Below are 15,665 nucleotides of genomic sequence, written 5' to 3'. Positions count from 1 at the left end.
CATGCCAAAACGACCAGATATTCAGAAAATCCTTGTGATCGGATCCGGCCCGATCGTCATCGGACAAGCGGCAGAATTTGACTATGCTGGTACCCAGGCGTGTCTTGCCTTAAAAGAAGAGGGCTACGAAGTCATCCTCGTCAACTCGAACCCGGCGACGATTATGACTGACCCATCGACGGCGGACCGCGTCTATATCGAACCACTCGAACCGGAGTTCGTGGAGCGGATCATCCGTCAAGAACGTCCGGACGCGCTTCTCGCGACACTCGGGGGCCAGACCGGACTGAACTTGGCGGTCGAGCTCGATAAGCGCGGCGTGCTCCGCGACTGCGGCGTCGAACTGCTCGGAACGAAACTGTCGGCGATTGAGCAGGCAGAAGACCGGGAACAGTTCCGCGATCTCATGTACAAGCTCGGTCACGGCGTCCCAGACAGCGATATCGTCCATTCACTCGACGCCGCCTGGAGCTTCGCTGACCGGATCGGCTATCCGATCATTATTCGTCCGGCTTATACGCTCGGCGGGACCGGTGGGGGAATCGCCCACGACCGGGAACAGTTCGAGCAGATTGTCGAATCGGGACTCAAGGCGAGTCCGGTGACGCAAGTGCTGCTTGAAGAGTCGATTGCCGGCATGAAAGAAGTCGAATATGAAGTGATGCGCGACTCGAGCGACCAGGCCATCATCGTCTGCGCCATGGAAAACTTCGATCCGGTCGGTGTCCATACCGGTGACTCGATCGTGTTCGCCCCGACCCAGACGTTGTCTGACCGTGATTATCAAATGCTCCGCAGCGTCTCGCTCGACATCATCCGGGCGCTCGGCATCGAAGGCGGATGTAACATCCAGTTCGCGCTCGACCCGGACAGCTTCACGTACTACGTGATCGAGGTCAACCCACGCGTCTCGCGGAGTTCGGCTCTCGCCTCAAAAGCGACGGGATACCCGATCGCCAAGCTCGCCGCGAAAGTCGCGGTCGGCTACAAGTTGTCGGAACTAAAAAATCCGGTGACGGAGACGAGTTACGCCTCGTTCGAGCCGGCGCTCGACTACGTCGTCGCTAAAATCCCGCGCTTCCCGTTCGACAAGTTCGAGACCGCGGACCGTCGTCTCGGCACACAAATGAAAGCGACGGGCGAAGTCATGGCCATCGGTCGAAATTTAGAAGAAGCGCTCTTGAAAGCCGTCCGTTCGCTCGAACTCGGTACTGAAGACTTATACGTACCACGCCTTTCCGAATTGACGGCTGAACAACTGGAACGAGAACTGACGACACCGACCGACGAACGGTTGTGGATGCTGTACGAGGCGCTTCGCCGCGGCTACTCGACAGAACAGCTTCACGGCTTGACGAAAATCGACCGGTTCTTCTTATCAAAACTCGATCGGATTTGGCGTGAGGAAGAAGCGTTGCGCGACGAGCCGTTGACAGAGGAGCGATTGCGCGAAGTGAAGCAACGTGGGTTCAGTGATCGCATGATCGCCCGCATCACGGACCAAGCCGTCGAGACGATCGCGTCGTTACGCGATGAGTGGAACGTTCGGCCAGTGTATAAGATGGTCGACACGTGTGCCGCCGAATTCGCCTCGGAGACGCCGTACTTTTACGGGACGTACGAAGTCGAGAACGAAGCGGTGAAAACGGATAAACAGTCCATCCTCGTACTCGGTTCAGGCCCGATCCGGATCGGTCAAGGCGTCGAGTTCGACTATGCGACCGTCCATTCGATCCAAACGATCCGTGACGCCGGATATGAGGCGATCATCGTCAACAACAACCCGGAGACGGTATCGACCGACTTCTCGATCTCAGACCGTCTCTACTTTGAACCGCTCACGACAGAAGACGTATTAGAAGTCGTTCGCAATGAACGACCGCTCGGGGTCATCGTCCAGTTCGGCGGGCAGACGGCAATCAATTTGGCCGCCTCGCTCGAAGCGAACGGCGTCCAAATTCTCGGGACGTCACTTGAAGACATCGACCGGGCCGAAAACCGGAAAGCGTTCGAGGCGACGCTCACGAAAGAACGGCTCGCCCAACCACCGGGCAAGACCGCGGTCACGGTCGAGGAAGCGGTCGCTTGTGCTGACATGCTCGGCTATCCCGTACTCGTCCGCCCATCGTACGTCCTCGGCGGCCGGGCGATGGAGATCGTCTATGAGCGTTCGGAGCTCGAGCGGTATATGCGCCACGCCGTCGTCGCCTCGAAAGATCGTCCCGTCCTCATCGACCGCTACTTGACCGGGATCGAGATCGAAGTCGACGCCATCTGCGACGGGACGGACGTCTACATCCCGGGCATCATGGAACATATCGAACGGGCCGGGGTCCACTCTGGCGATTCGATCGCCGTCTATCCGCCGCAACGGCTGAGCGAGGCGTTAAAACAAAAAGTCGTCGATTACACGATCAAACTCGCCAAAGCGTTCCGCATCAAAGGGTTGCTCAACATTCAGTTCGTCTATGCGGACGACTTGTACGTCATCGAAGTCAACCCACGGGCGAGCCGGACGGTGCCGTTCATCTCGAAAGTGACGGGACTGCCGGTCGCACGCATCGCGACGCAGACGATTCTCGGGACGACGTTGAAACAGCTCGGCCTCGGAACGGGCTTGCACCCAGAATCTGACGCCATCTCGGTCAAAGTGCCGGTGTTCAGTTTTGCGAAACTAAAAGAAGTCGACCCGTCACTCGGGCCAGAGATGAAATCGACGGGGGAAGTCATGGCGACGGACCGAACGCTTGAAAAAGCGCTCTATAAAGGACTCGTCGCTGCCGGGATGACGATCGCCTTGAAAGGAAACGTCTTGTTGACGGTCGCCGATCAAGACAAAGACGAAGCGCTCGACATCGCCCGTCGCTTCAACCGGCTCGGCTTCCGCCTGATGGCGACGTCAGGCACGGCGACGGCACTTACGGCAGCCGAGTTGCCGGTCCGACAAGTCGGGAAGATCCATGAAGCGGGTGAGACGATGCTGAGCGTCATCGAGCGGGGCGATGTCGACATCGTCTTGAATACGACGACACGCGACGCCTTAGCGACAAAAGACGGATTCATTATCCGCCGGGCCGCGGCCGAGCAAGGTGTGCTCTGCTTGACGTCGCTCGACACGGTGAAGGCGCTCTTGCAAGTCATCGAGAGCCTATCGTTCCAGACGACGAGCCTGCCGGCGTTCACCGAATTCGGGGTGACTGTATGAGACAACGGGCGACCATCTTATCGAACCGGGAGATCGCGAAAGCGACAATGGAAATGAAAGTACGAATCGTTGATGGAACAATCGCACCGGGGACGTTTTTCCATGTGAAGACGTCCGAACTGTTGCGCCGGCCACTGTCGGTCGCTAACGTCGAAGCAGACGTCGTCACGTTTCTGTACAAAGTGGTCGGGACCGGGACGGCCGAACTCGCGACGAGACGAGCCGGGGACGAACTTGACGTCCTCGGTCCGCTCGGTAACGGGTTCCCGCTCGCAAAAGATGGCAAGCGCGTCGTTCTCGTCGGCGGGGGAATCGGAGTGCCGCCACTCTATTACACGCGCCGGATGCTCGCCGCGCGCGGAATTGAAACGGTGGCGATTCTCGGGTTTGAATCAGAAGCGAGTGTATTTTATGAAGATGAGTTCCGCGAACTCGGCGAGACGATCATCACAACGGTCGACGGAACGTATGGAGAGGCAGGCTTCGTGACCGGGCCGCTCGCTAGAATCGACGCCGACGTCTTGTTCAGCTGCGGTCCGGAGCCGATGTTAAAAGCGGTCGCCGCGTCGCATATTAATGAACGCTACATCTCGATCGAGAACCGGATGGGTTGCGGCATCGGGGCGTGCTTCGCTTGTGTGTGCAAAGCGCCGGACGGTTACGTGAAAGTGTGCAGTGACGGACCGGTATTTCGGGCAGAAGAGGTGACGTTATGAGATTACACATCGAACTACCCGGCTTATCGTTAAAAAATCCGATCATGCCGGCGTCCGGTTGTTTTGGATTCGGCGAAGAGTTCGCCAAGCTGTACGACTTGTCGATCCTCGGGGGCATCATGATCAAAGCGGCGACCGGGGAGGCGCGGTTCGGGAACGAGACACCGCGTGTCGCCGAGACGGCGCAAGGAATGTTGAATGCGATTGGATTACAAAATCCGGGTGTCGACGCGATTGTTGAAGACAAGTTGGCATTCCTCGCCAAGTTTGACACTGAAATTATTGCCAACGTGGCGGGTTCGACCCCAGAAGAATACATCCACGTCGCGCGGAAAATGAGCGCCGACCCGTGCGTGAAAGCAATCGAACTGAACATCTCGTGCCCGAACGTGAAGTGTGGCGGCATGCAGTTCGGGACCGATCCTTTGATGGCGGCCGAACTGACGCGCCTCGTCAAGGCGGCGTCGACGAAACCGGTATACGTCAAACTATCCCCGAACGTCACGTCAATCACGGAGATGGCACGTGCGGTCGAAGCGGCCGGCGCCGACGGCATCACGATGATCAATACGCTCGTCGGCATGAGGATTGACATTGCGACCGGTCAACCGATCTTAGCGAACCGAATCGGCGGATTATCCGGTCCGGCCATCAAGCCGGTCGCCATCCGGATGGTGTACGAAGTCGCCCAAGCGGTCAATATCCCGATTATCGGCATGGGCGGTGTGCGGACGGTCGACGACGTGCTCGAATTTATCTATGCGGGTGCATCGGCGGTCGCGGTCGGGACTGCCAATTTTGAAAACCCATACGTATGCCAGGAAATCATCGAGGCGTTGCCAGGCCGGCTCGATGAACTCGGCATCGATCATATTTTAGACGTTAGGGGGAAGGCGTATGAACAGGTTGTATCTCGCGCTTGATGTCGAAACACGTGACGAAGCGTTTTCACTCTTGAAAAAAATTGACCAACGCCCGGCCGTCAAAGTCGGCATGGAACTGTTCTACCGTGAAGGTGGACGGTTCGTCGAAGAACTCGTCGCGAGCGGTTACCCGGTCTTTCTAGACGTCAAAGTTCATGACATCCCGGAGACGGCAAGGCGGACGCTCCGCCAAATCGGCCGGCTCGGCGTCGAAATGACGAACGTTCATACGCTCGGCGGTGAGACGATGATGCGCTACGCATTGGATGGGTTGCGTGATGTGAACGACACGACCACATTGATCGGGGTGACCCAACTGACATCGACCGACGAGCGGATGCTGTCAGAACAACTCGGAATTGGCGGAAGTCTCGAGCAGGCCGTCTTGCGCCAAGCGGGACTTGCCAAACGAGCAGGACTCGACGGGGTCGTCGCGTCCGTTCACGAAGCCCGCGCGATTCGACAAGCGCTCGGTTCACAGTTTTTGACGGTGACGCCCGGCATCCGAATCAACGAAACGACAGACGATCAAGTCCGGGTCGCGACACCACAAGCCGCTTTTGACGCCGGTGTGTCAGCTATCGTCGTCGGGCGCCCAATCACCCGGGCAGCCGACCCGAACGCAGCTTACGAATACTTTATGAAGGAATGGAGCCAAACGTATGAGACAAATCGCTGAGGCATTATTATCGATTGAAGCCGTCACCTTATCACCGAATGAACCGTACACATGGTCGAGCGGGTTAAGAAGCCCGATTTATTGTGATAACCGACTGACGCTCAGTTATCCAGAAGTGCGTTCACAGATTATCGATGCACTTGTCGACGCCGTCCGTCCGCTCGACGCCGACGTCATTGCGGGAACGGCGACGGCAGGGATTCCCCATGCGACGCTCTTAGCCGATCGACTCGGTCTACCGCTCGTCTACGTCCGGTCGAGTGCGAAAGGGCATGGGAAAGGCAACCAGATTGAAGGGCGATTCGACAAAGGAGCGCGCGTCGTCGTCATCGAAGACCTGCTCTCGACTGGAAAATCGAGCATCGAAGCGGCTGAGGCGATTCGAGCGGCCGGAGGCGAAGTCGTTCTGATTCAAGCCGTTTTCTCATACGGCCTAGACAGCTTGAGCGTGAATTTGACCGATGCGAACTTGACCGCCTCGTCACTGACGACGTTCGCTGAACTGATTGAAGTTGCTCGGAACCAAGACGTGATTTCTGAGAACGAAGCAATCTCGCTCACAGCTTGGCAAGAAAGCCCAACCGTTTGGAGCAAACAAGTGACACGCTGAAGAATCCACCTCCGGGCGGATTCTTTTTCATTTGGCAACATGTGATACTGAACGTGTTAGAATAGGGAAAGCAGTCGAAAAAGGAGAGAACTATGGCGTATTCTAGAATTAAAGGACAGTCATTGAAAGCACGGTTTCAAAACATCCCTAAACATCGCAAAATCGCATTCGGTCTCGTCCTCACGGTGTTACCTTTATTATTTTTCGTGAATTTATTCGTATTCAGCCACATGTTGGCGCTAGGGGACAAGTATGAGGACCGTTATCAGATGAAAAAGCTTCGGCTTGAGACGGCGCATGGGAATGTTGAATTTATCCGGAGCACGAATGAAAAAGTTCAGATCGAAGTACTGCAGACGAATTCGAAAGAACGTCGCATTAAAGTGAAGTCGGTCGGGGACACGATTTCCGTCGTCGAACGGTATGGACCGATGAGCCAGTTCGGGAGTCGGGCAAGCGCGGAGCCGTCCCGTTATAAAATCCGGGTCGCGTTGCCAAGTTCGATGACATCGATCGAAGTGACGGCTGAGCAAGTGACCGGACAAGGCCTGGTCGCGAAAACCATCGTTCTCGATGCCAACGCGGTCAATCTGAAGAAACTTGAAAGCGACCGGCTTCGAGTCGAGACGAGAAGCGATGCCACGTTTGAGACGGTTCGTGTCGTCACGGGCGACATCCGGTCGTATCGGGACGCGACAATCCGTGACGTCGTCGTCAACCAAGCGCTGACCGTCCAGACAGAGGCCGGGGCGCTCACGTATGAGCCGCGAAACGCGACCGGACAAGTGACCGTCACGACAACAGGAAACATCGCGGCGGCTGAGCGCTTTAAAGAAATCAGCAACGGTGTGTACCATCTTTCGAACTCGAATCGTCCGAACGTGGAACTGATCTCTGAGACAGGGAAGGTCGAATTGAAATGATCAACAAACGCTACATTCCTAAAGTCGGACTGCGAACGTTTAAGACCGGGATCGCCGTCGCCATCACGATCGCCTTGTCATGGTACGTCTTCGGCATTTATTCGGGGATGGGTGCCATCGCCGCCGTCGTCGCGATGCAACCGACCGTCAAACGGTCGTCGAAAATCGTCTTTAGCCGTATATTCGGCACGATTGTCGGCCTCATGTGTGGCTTGTTGATCGTCTATGCGTTCGGGGTGAACCCGATTTCGATCGGTCTTGCCGTCATCGTCGCGCTCACGCTCAACACGACGTTCGATAAGACGCACATGTCGACGTATGCGGCGTTCGCGATTGTGCTCATGCTTGAAAACCCGACGACCGACTTTTTCCACTACGCGTGGACGCGTTCGCTATTGACGGCGGTCGGTGTGTTCGTCTCGCTCGGCGTCAACTATGCGTTCATGCCACCGCGTTATGAAGAGCGTCTGCTTGGCGAGATTCGGAAGACGTCGGCGTATATGTTCCATCATTGGCGCGAACTGATCGGCTCCCCGGCAGAACTGCTTGAGACGCGCGCCCGTATCCTCGGCCATCAAGAGCTCCATATGATGTTGCAAGAGGATATGCAAGTGACGAAGGTTAAGTTGAAGCATTTGACGATCAAGCAATATCGGTTATTGATTCATTTAGAGGATAAATTGGTCTTGCTGCTCGAGAGTCTCGCTGAGCACCGGGAAGCGTTACTCATGATGACCGAGGACGAACGCCACGCGTTCGAGTCCGAGTTTTTATTCCTGCTCGCCCACCATCACGACATTCTCTACACGTGTGACAAACCGTACTCGCTCTTCCAATTGAAGCATGAAGACTTATCTGTTTCTGAAATTTTACACGGACATCTGCTCGACTATCATGAACAGCTCGAGGCGTTCAAACATAATCCGAAATAAACAAAGGCCACGTCGCATGACGTGGCCTTCGTTCATTGTTTAAGCGATTTGACGAGCTGCTCGTCCGGAGTCACGTATACCGTCTGCTGATCGGTGTAGATGACGAATCCCGGCTTGGCGCCGCTCGGTTTTTTCACGTAACGGGCTTTCGTATAGTCGACCGGAACCCCGCTCGAGGCACGTGCCTTCGAGAAGTAGGCGGCGACGGTCGCTGCTTCGAGGAGCGTCGTCTCGTCCGGTTCGGTTGACCGGATGATGACGTGTGAACCGGGGATATCTTTCACGTGAAGCCAAACTTCGTCGCGACGCGCGAACTTGAACGTCAAGTAGTCGTTTTGCGTATTGTTTTTGCCGACGTAAAACTCGACACCGGTCGAAGATGTGTAGCCTTCGAGCGCGACTTTGGCCGTTTGTTTCTTCTTCTGACGTTTTTGTCGGATGTATCCGCCTTCGGCCAGCTCTTCGCGAATCTCGACGATATCGCGCGGCGCGGCGACGTCGAGTTGGGCAACGAGCGTCTCTAAATAGCTGATTTCGGTCTCGTTCAGTTCAATTTGCTTTTGAACCTCGATTTTGGCAACTTTTAGTTTGTTGTATTTCTTATAGTAACGTTGCGCATTCTCGTTCGGTGTTTTGAGCGGATCGAGCGGGATATCGATCATGGCGCCGTCCTCATCATAATAGTCGACGACGTGGGCGACTTTCATCCCTTTCTCGAGTTGGAACAAATACGTCGTCAACAGCTCACCGTATTTTTGGAGCTCGTCCGATCGTTCCGTCGCTTTCATATCCTCGAGCAGGCGTTTCCGTTTTAATTGGTTGCGCTCGAGCTCTGACTTGAGCAGACGCTCGACGTCATGGGCTTGCTGCTTGACCCGGTCACGGTTCGCCTTCTCATAGTAAAAGCGGTCGAGCACTTCCCGGCTCGAGTCGTAGCGTTCTTCAGAAACGATATCGCCTGACGTGAGCGCGATTGGACTGAACCGTTCCTTCCCGGAGGCGAGCTGTTGGAATACATAAGCGCCGTCAAGATCCGCCATCACGCTGTCAAACGCCGCCTCTAAGTTCGTACGGTTCGGCGTCTTGGCCCGATACATAATCTCTTGGGCGATTTGCGGGCTCATCCCGGAAAAGTGAGCGACGAGCTGCTTGTCGAGCATACCTGCGTTCCAATCGATTCGTTTCAATCCCGCTTCCCGTTCCGTCAACGGATCGGACTTTTGTTGCGCCGGCGGCAAGATGTACTCGCTGCCTGGCATGATCGTCCGATACGTGTTTTGAGACGGGGGAAGGTGTTTGATCGCGTCTAAAATCTTGCCGTCCTCGTTCGTCAAGACGACGTTCGAGTGACGTCCCATCAGTTCGACATAGACGCGTTTGTTTTCTTCATCACCGAGCTCGTTACGCGATCTGACCGAGAAGACGATGACGCGGTCGCGGCCGACTTGTTCGATCGCTGTGATAAAGCCGCCCTCGATATGCTTCCGCAGCATCATACAAAACATCGGAGGCTCTTGCGGGTTCTTGATCGGGGTGTCCGTCAATTGAAGTCGCGCATACATCGCGTTCGCTGAAACGAGCAACGAGACGCTTTGTCGGTTCGATCTGACTTGAATCATCAAGTCGAGCGCATACGGTTGATGCACTTTATTGATTCGACCGCCAACGAGCGGTTGTAGTTCTTTTACGACACGATATGTCATTAATCCATCATATGCCATTAGTCTCATCACCTTTGTCCTTTTTCTGTCTCTACGTTATCAGATTCATAGAAAATATGGTACGATGAAGTAGGAAATCCGAACTTCTTCTTGCCGTAACAATTAAAGGACTGCTATTATAATGTAATGTGATGTTAGAAGATGGAGGGCTTGCATTGAATTTTAAAGAACGAGGATTATTAATCGTCTTGTCTGGTCCAAGCGGTGTCGGCAAAGGTACTGTTTGCCGAGTGCTCCGTGAAGAGGCGGACAACAACCTTCAGTATTCGGTGTCGGCAACGACTCGAAAACCACGTGAAGGCGAAGTTGAGGGAGTGCATTACTTCTTTAAGACGAGAGAGCAATTTGAAGACATGATTGAACACGATCAACTGCTTGAGCATGCAGAATTCGTCGGCAACTATTATGGGACACCGGTCGAATGGGTGCGCGAGACGCTTGAAAGTGGCAAGGACGTCATTTTAGAGATTGAAGTCCAAGGAGCTTTCCAAGTAAAGGAACGCTTCCCAGAAGCCGTCTTTTTATTCCTCGCACCGCCGAGCCTGCAAGAACTTCGAAACCGTTTAGTCGGTCGAGGCACTGAATCGGAAGAAGTCATCAAGCAACGCTTGCTCGTCGCCCGTGAAGAAATCGAGTTGATGGATGCTTACGATTACGTCGTCACAAACGACGAAGTCGATAAAGCGATCGACCGGATCAAAGCGATCGTGACGGCCGAGCATTGTAAACGTGAACGTGTCGCGTCTCTCTATAAAAAAGCTATGATGGAGGTCATTTAATGTTATACCCTTCGATTGATGCCTTACAACGTATCATCCCGTCGAAATACACAATCGTGACGGTGGCCGCCAAGCGTGCCCGCCAGATCCAAGACGGAAAAGCACCAAAAATCGCTGCGCCAAAATCGTATAAACCGGTCGGTCAAGCGCTAGAAGAAATATTCTCGGGTGACACGACAATCATCGTGAACGAAAAGAACAACGGATGAAGTGTGACCCAAGTCGGATACGACTTGGGTCTCATTGTCTATAAAGGGGAGAAATGTGAATGGTGAACGACCGGAACATCTTGCTTTGTGTGAGCGGCGGTATCGCTGCATATAAGGCGTGCGCACTCACGTCAAAACTCGTTCAAGCAGGCGCGAACGTCCGCGTGGCGATGACAGCATCAGCTGAGCAGTTCGTCGGAAAGGCGACGTTTCAAGCACTCAGTCGCAATCCGATCTATTCGGACGTGTTCGAAGAGCACGACCCGACGAAGATCGCCCACATCGATGTCGTTGATACGAGTGATTTAATCGTCGTCGCCCCGGCGACGGCGAATATCATCGCTAAACTTGCTAACGGAATCGCCGACGACTTCATCACGACCTCGATCTTAGCAGCGAAATGTCCCGTCATCGTATCTCCGGCGATGAACGTCAATATGCTCGAACATCCGGCGACCCGCCGAAATATCGAGACGCTCAAATCATACGGCTATCAAATCATCGAGCCGGGTGTCGGCAATCTGGCCTGCGGCTGGATTGGCGGCGGACGTCTGCCCGAACCGGAAGATCTCGTCCGCATCATCGCGAGCCAGTTCGTCCCGAAACACTTGCTTGAAAAGCACGTCTTGATCACGGCTGGTCCGACGGTCGAGCGTATCGACCCGGTCCGGTTTTTATCCAACGATTCATCCGGGAAGATGGGAGTCGCCCTTGCTGAGGCGGCGCGAGATATGGGCGCGAACGTGACACTCGTCCACGGCCCGCTCCAAGTCCCGGTCCCAGACGGGGTGACCGCGATCGCGGTCGAGTCGGGACAACAGATGCTCGAGACCGTGCTCGAGCGATTTGCGACGCAAGACATCGTCATCAAGTCGGCGGCGGTCGCTGACTATCGTCCGAAGACGGTCCACACCGAGAAACATAAAAAAGTCCACGGCCCGTTGACGATCGAGCTCGAGGAGACGACCGATATTTTAAAAGAGCTCGGAACGAAGAAGACGCATCAGCTCCTCGTCGGATTCGCTGCCGAGACAGAGCAGCTTGAAGACCATGCCCGGGCTAAACTCGAGCGTAAAAACGTCGACTTCTTGGTCGCGAATGACGTGTCGAAGCGAGACATCGGTTTCCGGTCTGACGACAACGAAGTCGTCTTATTCCGAGCGGATGGCTCATCTGTCCGTCTGCCACGGCAGAGCAAACAACGTCTCGCCCACGAGTTGCTCGCCTACTTTAAGGAAGGTTTACGATGATTGCCCACGTCCACGTCGATGCTCCGGTTATCACGATCGACCGACCGTTTGACTATGAGGTCCCGGTCCAGTTCGAGTCGTTGATCGAGCCAGGTATGCGCGTATCGGTACCGTTCGGATCGAGACGGTTACTCGGCATCGTGACAGGGGTATCGGACGGAACACGTGAAGGGTTAAAACCGCTCGAAGCACTTCTTGACGAAGAGTCGTCTTTGACCGAAGAGTTGCTCGAACTGTCGACGCACGTGAAACAGACGACGCTTTGCTTCCGCTCGTCGGCACTGCTCGCCATGTTGCCGGCGGCGCTGAAAGTCAGTTACGATAAAGCGATCAAAGGGGAGTCACTTCCTGAGGGTGTTCGGGCCGGCACACACTTGTCCGAGTACCCAAAAGAAGTCCAGTCGTTGATTTTGGCCATGGCCAAAAAAGGGGACTTGTCGCTTTCACCGGTGCTTAAAGAGAAACGAACGGTCAAAACCGACTTGTTGATCGAGTTGAAGGATGCGAGCGTCGTCCCGGCGCGTGCCAAAAAACAGCTCGAGGCGGTCCGGCTACTTGAAGACGTGCCTCGTATGTACTGGTCGTCGCTCCGTCAAATCGGATTGACGCGGCCCCAGCTGCAAAAGCTCGAGACGCTCGGTGCCGTCAAAGTGACCGAAGTCGAATTGAATCGAGACCCGTACGCTTCGATCGAACAAGTGATCGATGATGTCCAACTGAACGACAGTCAAACGGAAGCGGTGCGCGCGATTCGCGAGGCCGAAGCCGGTGAGACGTTGTTGCTCCACGGCGTGACCGGAAGCGGAAAGACCGAAGTGTATCTCGAGTCGATCGGCCAAGTCGTCGATGACGGGAAGCAAGCCGTCTTACTCGTCCCAGAGATCAGCTTGACACCGATGATGGTCAAACGGTTCAAACGTCGTTTTGGCGACCGCGTCGCCGTACTCCATAGCGCCTTGTCGCAAGGCGAGAAGTACGATGAATGGCGGAAAATCAAGCGACGAGAAGTCGACGTCGTCGTCGGTGCCCGATCGGCCATCTTTGCTCCGCTCGAACACATCGGCCTGCTCATCCTAGACGAAGAGCATGAGACGACGTATAAACAAGAAGAGAACCCGCGCTATCATGCGCGCGACGTCGCAATTTGGCGCGCCCGTTATCACGGCTGTCCGGTCGTGCTCGGAAGCGCGACACCGTCGCTCGAGTCATTCGCCCGCGCCCAAAAAGGCGTCTATCGCTATTTGCATTTGAGTGAACGCTACGGTGGCAAGATGCCGCCCGTCCATATTGTCGATATGCGTCGCGAACTCGCGAAAGGGAACACGACGATGTTCTCGGAAGATTTATTTCTGGCCATCAATGACCGGATTGCGAAAAAAGAACAATGTGTCATCTTGCTCAATCGCCGCGGGTTCACGACGTTCGTCATGTGCCGTGATTGTGGGGAAGGGCTGACCTGCCCGCATTGCGCCGTCAACTTGACGTATCATCAGCACGGCGACCGGCTCAAATGCCACTATTGTGGCTATGAGATCGGAATGCCGCCGAAATGCCCGACGTGCGACAGTAAAAAAATCAAACAGTTCGGCACCGGCACGCAAAAGATCGAGACCGAGCTGTTGAACCGAATCCCGGAAGCACGGATCATCCGCATGGACCAGGATACGACGTCGCGTAAAGGGTCGCACGAACAGCTGTTGAAACGGTTTGAGGACGGCGAGGCCGACATCCTGCTCGGTACCCAGATGATTGCCAAAGGGCTCGATTTTCCGAACGTCACGCTCGTCGGCGTGCTCGCGGCCGATGCGACGCTCGGCATGCCCGACTTTCGGGCGACCGAACGCACGTTCCAACTCGTCACCCAAGTCGCCGGACGAGCCGGACGTGGAAGTTTACCGGGTGAGGCGTACGTCCAGACGTACAATCCGGACCATTATGTCATCGAGACGGCGAGTGGGCATGATTATGAGTCGTTTTTCGAGCGCGAGATGAAACTCAGACAAGTCGGCAACCATCCGCCTTACTGGTACGTGACGCTCGTCACGTTCGCGGCTGAAAATCCGCTCGTCGCGCAAGCCGAGGCCGACCTGTTCGCCGCCGATTTCGCGGCAGCGCACGTCGAGCAGTCCCGGCTGAACGGACCGATGCCGGCACCGTTATCGAAACTTAAAAACTTGTATCGCTACCAGCTGTTTATCAAGACGAAACAACCGGAAGCGTTATATCCCGTTCTCGCCATGCTGCAACAAGCGCGGGCGAAAGCAATCAGCAAAAAAGAATATCAATTGAGTATAGATGTAAATCCATACGTCTTCATGTGAGGTGGAACGAAATGTATAAAGTAGTCGAAATTCCAAATGAGATTTTGCGGGTCAACTGTGACCCGGTGACAAAGTTTGACAAGAAGTTGCGCCAGACGGTCGACCGGCTGTTTGACACGATGTATGAGTATGATGGCGTCGGTGTGGCCGCGCCGCAAGTCAATTTGAACCAGCGCCTTGCCGTCGTCCATACTGACGACGAAACAGGTCCGCTCGTATTGATCAATCCAGAGATCATTTCGACCGCAGGCAAAGCCGTCGGATTAGAAGGTTGCTTGAGCATCCCGGGTGAGTTCGGATTCGTCGAACGACATGAGTCGATCGTCGTCAAGACGCAAGACATGAAAGGGCGCTTTCAAGAAGTGAAAGCAAGCGGCTTCTTCGCGCGTGCCATCCAACACGAGATCGACCATTTAGACGGCGTCCTGTTCACCGATAAACTCGCCGTTCCTAAGCCAGGAACCGACAAGCGCATCGTCTTCATGGGCACACCGGCGTTTGCCGTATCCGTACTTGAGCGCTTGCTCGAAGAAGGATACAATGTCGTAGGTGTTGTCTCGCAGCCGGACAAACCGGTCGGTCGCAAGCGCGAGCTCAAACCGACACCGGTCAAAGAGTGTGCGCTCCGTCATAACATCCCGGTATTGCAGCCGATCAAAGTCCGCACCGATTACGAGGATATTTTGGCGCTTGAACCGGATTTGATTGTGACGGCGGCTTACGGGCAAATCGTGCCGAGTGAACTGTTAGAGGCGCCGACATATGGCGCGATCAACGTGCACGCCTCGCTCCTTCCAAAATACCGGGGGGGCGCACCGATCCATCAAGCGATTTTGGACGGAGAGACAGAAACGGGCGTCACGATCATGTACATGGTCGATAAATTGGATGCAGGTGACATGATCGCGAACACGATCGTCCCGATCGAAGAGACAGACACGGTCGGTACGCTGTTCGACAAACTTGCCGTCGCAGGGTCTGATCTGTTGATCAAGACGTTGCCAGCCTTTTTAGAAGGCTGGATCGAAGCGGTACCGCAAGACGAACGTGACGTCACGTTCGCACCGAACATTAGCCGGGACCGCGAACAGCTGGACTGGTCGCAGCCGGGTGCATCGATCTTCAACCACATTCGTGGCATGAACCCGTTCCCGACGGCGTATACATTGATCGCGGGTGAGCGGGTGAAAGTGTTCGCGAGCGAGAAGACGAGCGGGAGCGGTGAGGCGGGCACAATCGTCCGGCTTGAAGAGGATGGGTTTGTGGTCGCGACCGGAAATGACGTCGCCATCAAAGTGACAGAGTTACAGCCGGCCGGAAAAAAACGGATGGACGGTGCCACGTTCATGCGCGGTGCCGGACAAAAGCTGCAAGTGGGCGACCAATTAGGAGGGTGA

The 15,665-nt window shown here is 55.1% G+C and carries 13 protein-coding genes and 1 pseudogene; 13 read left to right on the top strand and 1 reads right to left on the bottom strand.

What is annotated here, in order from left to right; all coding sequences use genetic code 11:
* Position 1 precedes the first annotated feature (1 nt).
* The 7 genes from carB to EVJ29_RS05030 all read left to right on the top strand — a co-directional run bounded on the left by carB (position 2) and on the right by EVJ29_RS05030 (position 7,988).
* Entirely contained in the window at positions 2-3,205 is a 3,204-nt protein-coding gene (carB, locus tag EVJ29_RS05060) for a carbamoyl-phosphate synthase large subunit (protein WP_131504771.1), read from the top strand.
* On the top strand, positions 3,202-3,921 hold the full coding sequence (locus EVJ29_RS05055; protein ID WP_131504770.1) for a dihydroorotate dehydrogenase electron transfer subunit: 720 nt from the start codon (positions 3,202-3,204) through the stop codon (positions 3,919-3,921). Before carB ends, EVJ29_RS05055 begins: the two co-directional genes overlap by 4 nt.
* Positions 3,918-4,844, top strand: a complete 927-nt coding sequence (locus EVJ29_RS05050) for a dihydroorotate dehydrogenase (protein ID WP_131504769.1) — start codon at positions 3,918-3,920, stop codon at positions 4,842-4,844. The genes EVJ29_RS05055 and EVJ29_RS05050 overlap by 4 nt, the downstream gene beginning before the upstream one ends.
* Positions 4,819-5,523: an orotidine-5'-phosphate decarboxylase gene (gene pyrF / locus EVJ29_RS05045; protein WP_070327539.1), complete on the top strand. Its 705-nt coding sequence runs from the start codon at positions 4,819-4,821 to the stop codon at positions 5,521-5,523. Before EVJ29_RS05050 ends, pyrF begins: the two co-directional genes overlap by 26 nt.
* Positions 5,507-6,133 (top strand): orotate phosphoribosyltransferase, encoded by a 627-nt coding sequence (pyrE, locus tag EVJ29_RS05040; RefSeq protein ID WP_131504768.1) that lies wholly within the window; start codon positions 5,507-5,509, stop codon positions 6,131-6,133. The genes pyrF and pyrE overlap by 17 nt, the downstream gene beginning before the upstream one ends.
* A 92-nt stretch (positions 6,134-6,225) precedes the next feature.
* Positions 6,226-7,056 (top strand): DUF4097 family beta strand repeat-containing protein, encoded by an 831-nt coding sequence (locus EVJ29_RS05035; RefSeq protein WP_131504767.1) that lies wholly within the window; start codon positions 6,226-6,228, stop codon positions 7,054-7,056.
* Positions 7,053-7,988, top strand: a complete 936-nt coding sequence (locus tag EVJ29_RS05030; RefSeq protein WP_070327536.1) for an FUSC family protein — start codon at positions 7,053-7,055, stop codon at positions 7,986-7,988. Before EVJ29_RS05035 ends, EVJ29_RS05030 begins: the two co-directional genes overlap by 4 nt.
* Positions 7,989-8,020: 32 nt before the next feature.
* Here EVJ29_RS05030 and EVJ29_RS05025 read toward each other — a convergent pair whose 3' ends face one another.
* Positions 8,021-9,709 (bottom strand): Rqc2 family fibronectin-binding protein, encoded by a 1,689-nt coding sequence (locus tag EVJ29_RS05025; protein ID WP_131465312.1) that lies wholly within the window; start codon positions 9,707-9,709, stop codon positions 8,021-8,023.
* 131 nt (positions 9,710-9,840) lie between these two features.
* Between EVJ29_RS05025 and gmk the strand changes: the two genes are divergently transcribed.
* The 6 genes and pseudogenes from gmk (at position 9,841) to fmt (ending at position 15,665) form a co-directional block, all read left to right on the top strand.
* The gene (gene gmk, locus EVJ29_RS05020; protein ID WP_070327534.1) at positions 9,841-10,488 is read left to right on the top strand and encodes a guanylate kinase; all 648 of its coding nucleotides are present in this window, start codon (positions 9,841-9,843) and stop codon (positions 10,486-10,488) included.
* Positions 10,488-10,697, top strand: coding sequence for a DNA-directed RNA polymerase subunit omega (gene rpoZ / locus EVJ29_RS05015; protein ID WP_070327533.1), 210 nt, complete (start codon positions 10,488-10,490; stop codon positions 10,695-10,697). Before gmk ends, rpoZ begins: the two co-directional genes overlap by 1 nt.
* A gap of 59 nt (positions 10,698-10,756) precedes the next feature.
* Positions 10,757-11,947: a bifunctional phosphopantothenoylcysteine decarboxylase/phosphopantothenate--cysteine ligase CoaBC gene (gene coaBC / locus EVJ29_RS05010; protein ID WP_131487818.1), complete on the top strand. Its 1,191-nt coding sequence runs from the start codon at positions 10,757-10,759 to the stop codon at positions 11,945-11,947.
* Positions 11,944-14,268, top strand: coding sequence for a primosomal protein N' (gene priA, locus EVJ29_RS05005; RefSeq protein WP_131489846.1), 2,325 nt, complete (start codon positions 11,944-11,946; stop codon positions 14,266-14,268). Before coaBC ends, priA begins: the two co-directional genes overlap by 4 nt.
* An 11-nt stretch (positions 14,269-14,279) precedes the next feature.
* Positions 14,280-14,708: pseudogene (def, locus tag EVJ29_RS15545) on the top strand (peptide deformylase); the annotation flags it as partial.
* Positions 14,694-15,665 (top strand): methionyl-tRNA formyltransferase, encoded by a 972-nt coding sequence (gene fmt, locus EVJ29_RS05000; protein WP_255417542.1) that lies wholly within the window; start codon positions 14,694-14,696, stop codon positions 15,663-15,665. The pseudogene def and the gene fmt, both read left to right, overlap by 15 nt.

It is taken from the genome of Exiguobacterium sp. SH4S7 (assembly GCF_004336795.1).
In the GTDB taxonomy this organism is placed as follows: Bacteria; Bacillota; Bacilli; order Exiguobacteriales; family Exiguobacteriaceae; genus Exiguobacterium; species Exiguobacterium aurantiacum_A.
Note: the sequence above shows the minus strand (reverse complement) of the source record. Positions and strands in the feature narration are given on the sequence as shown.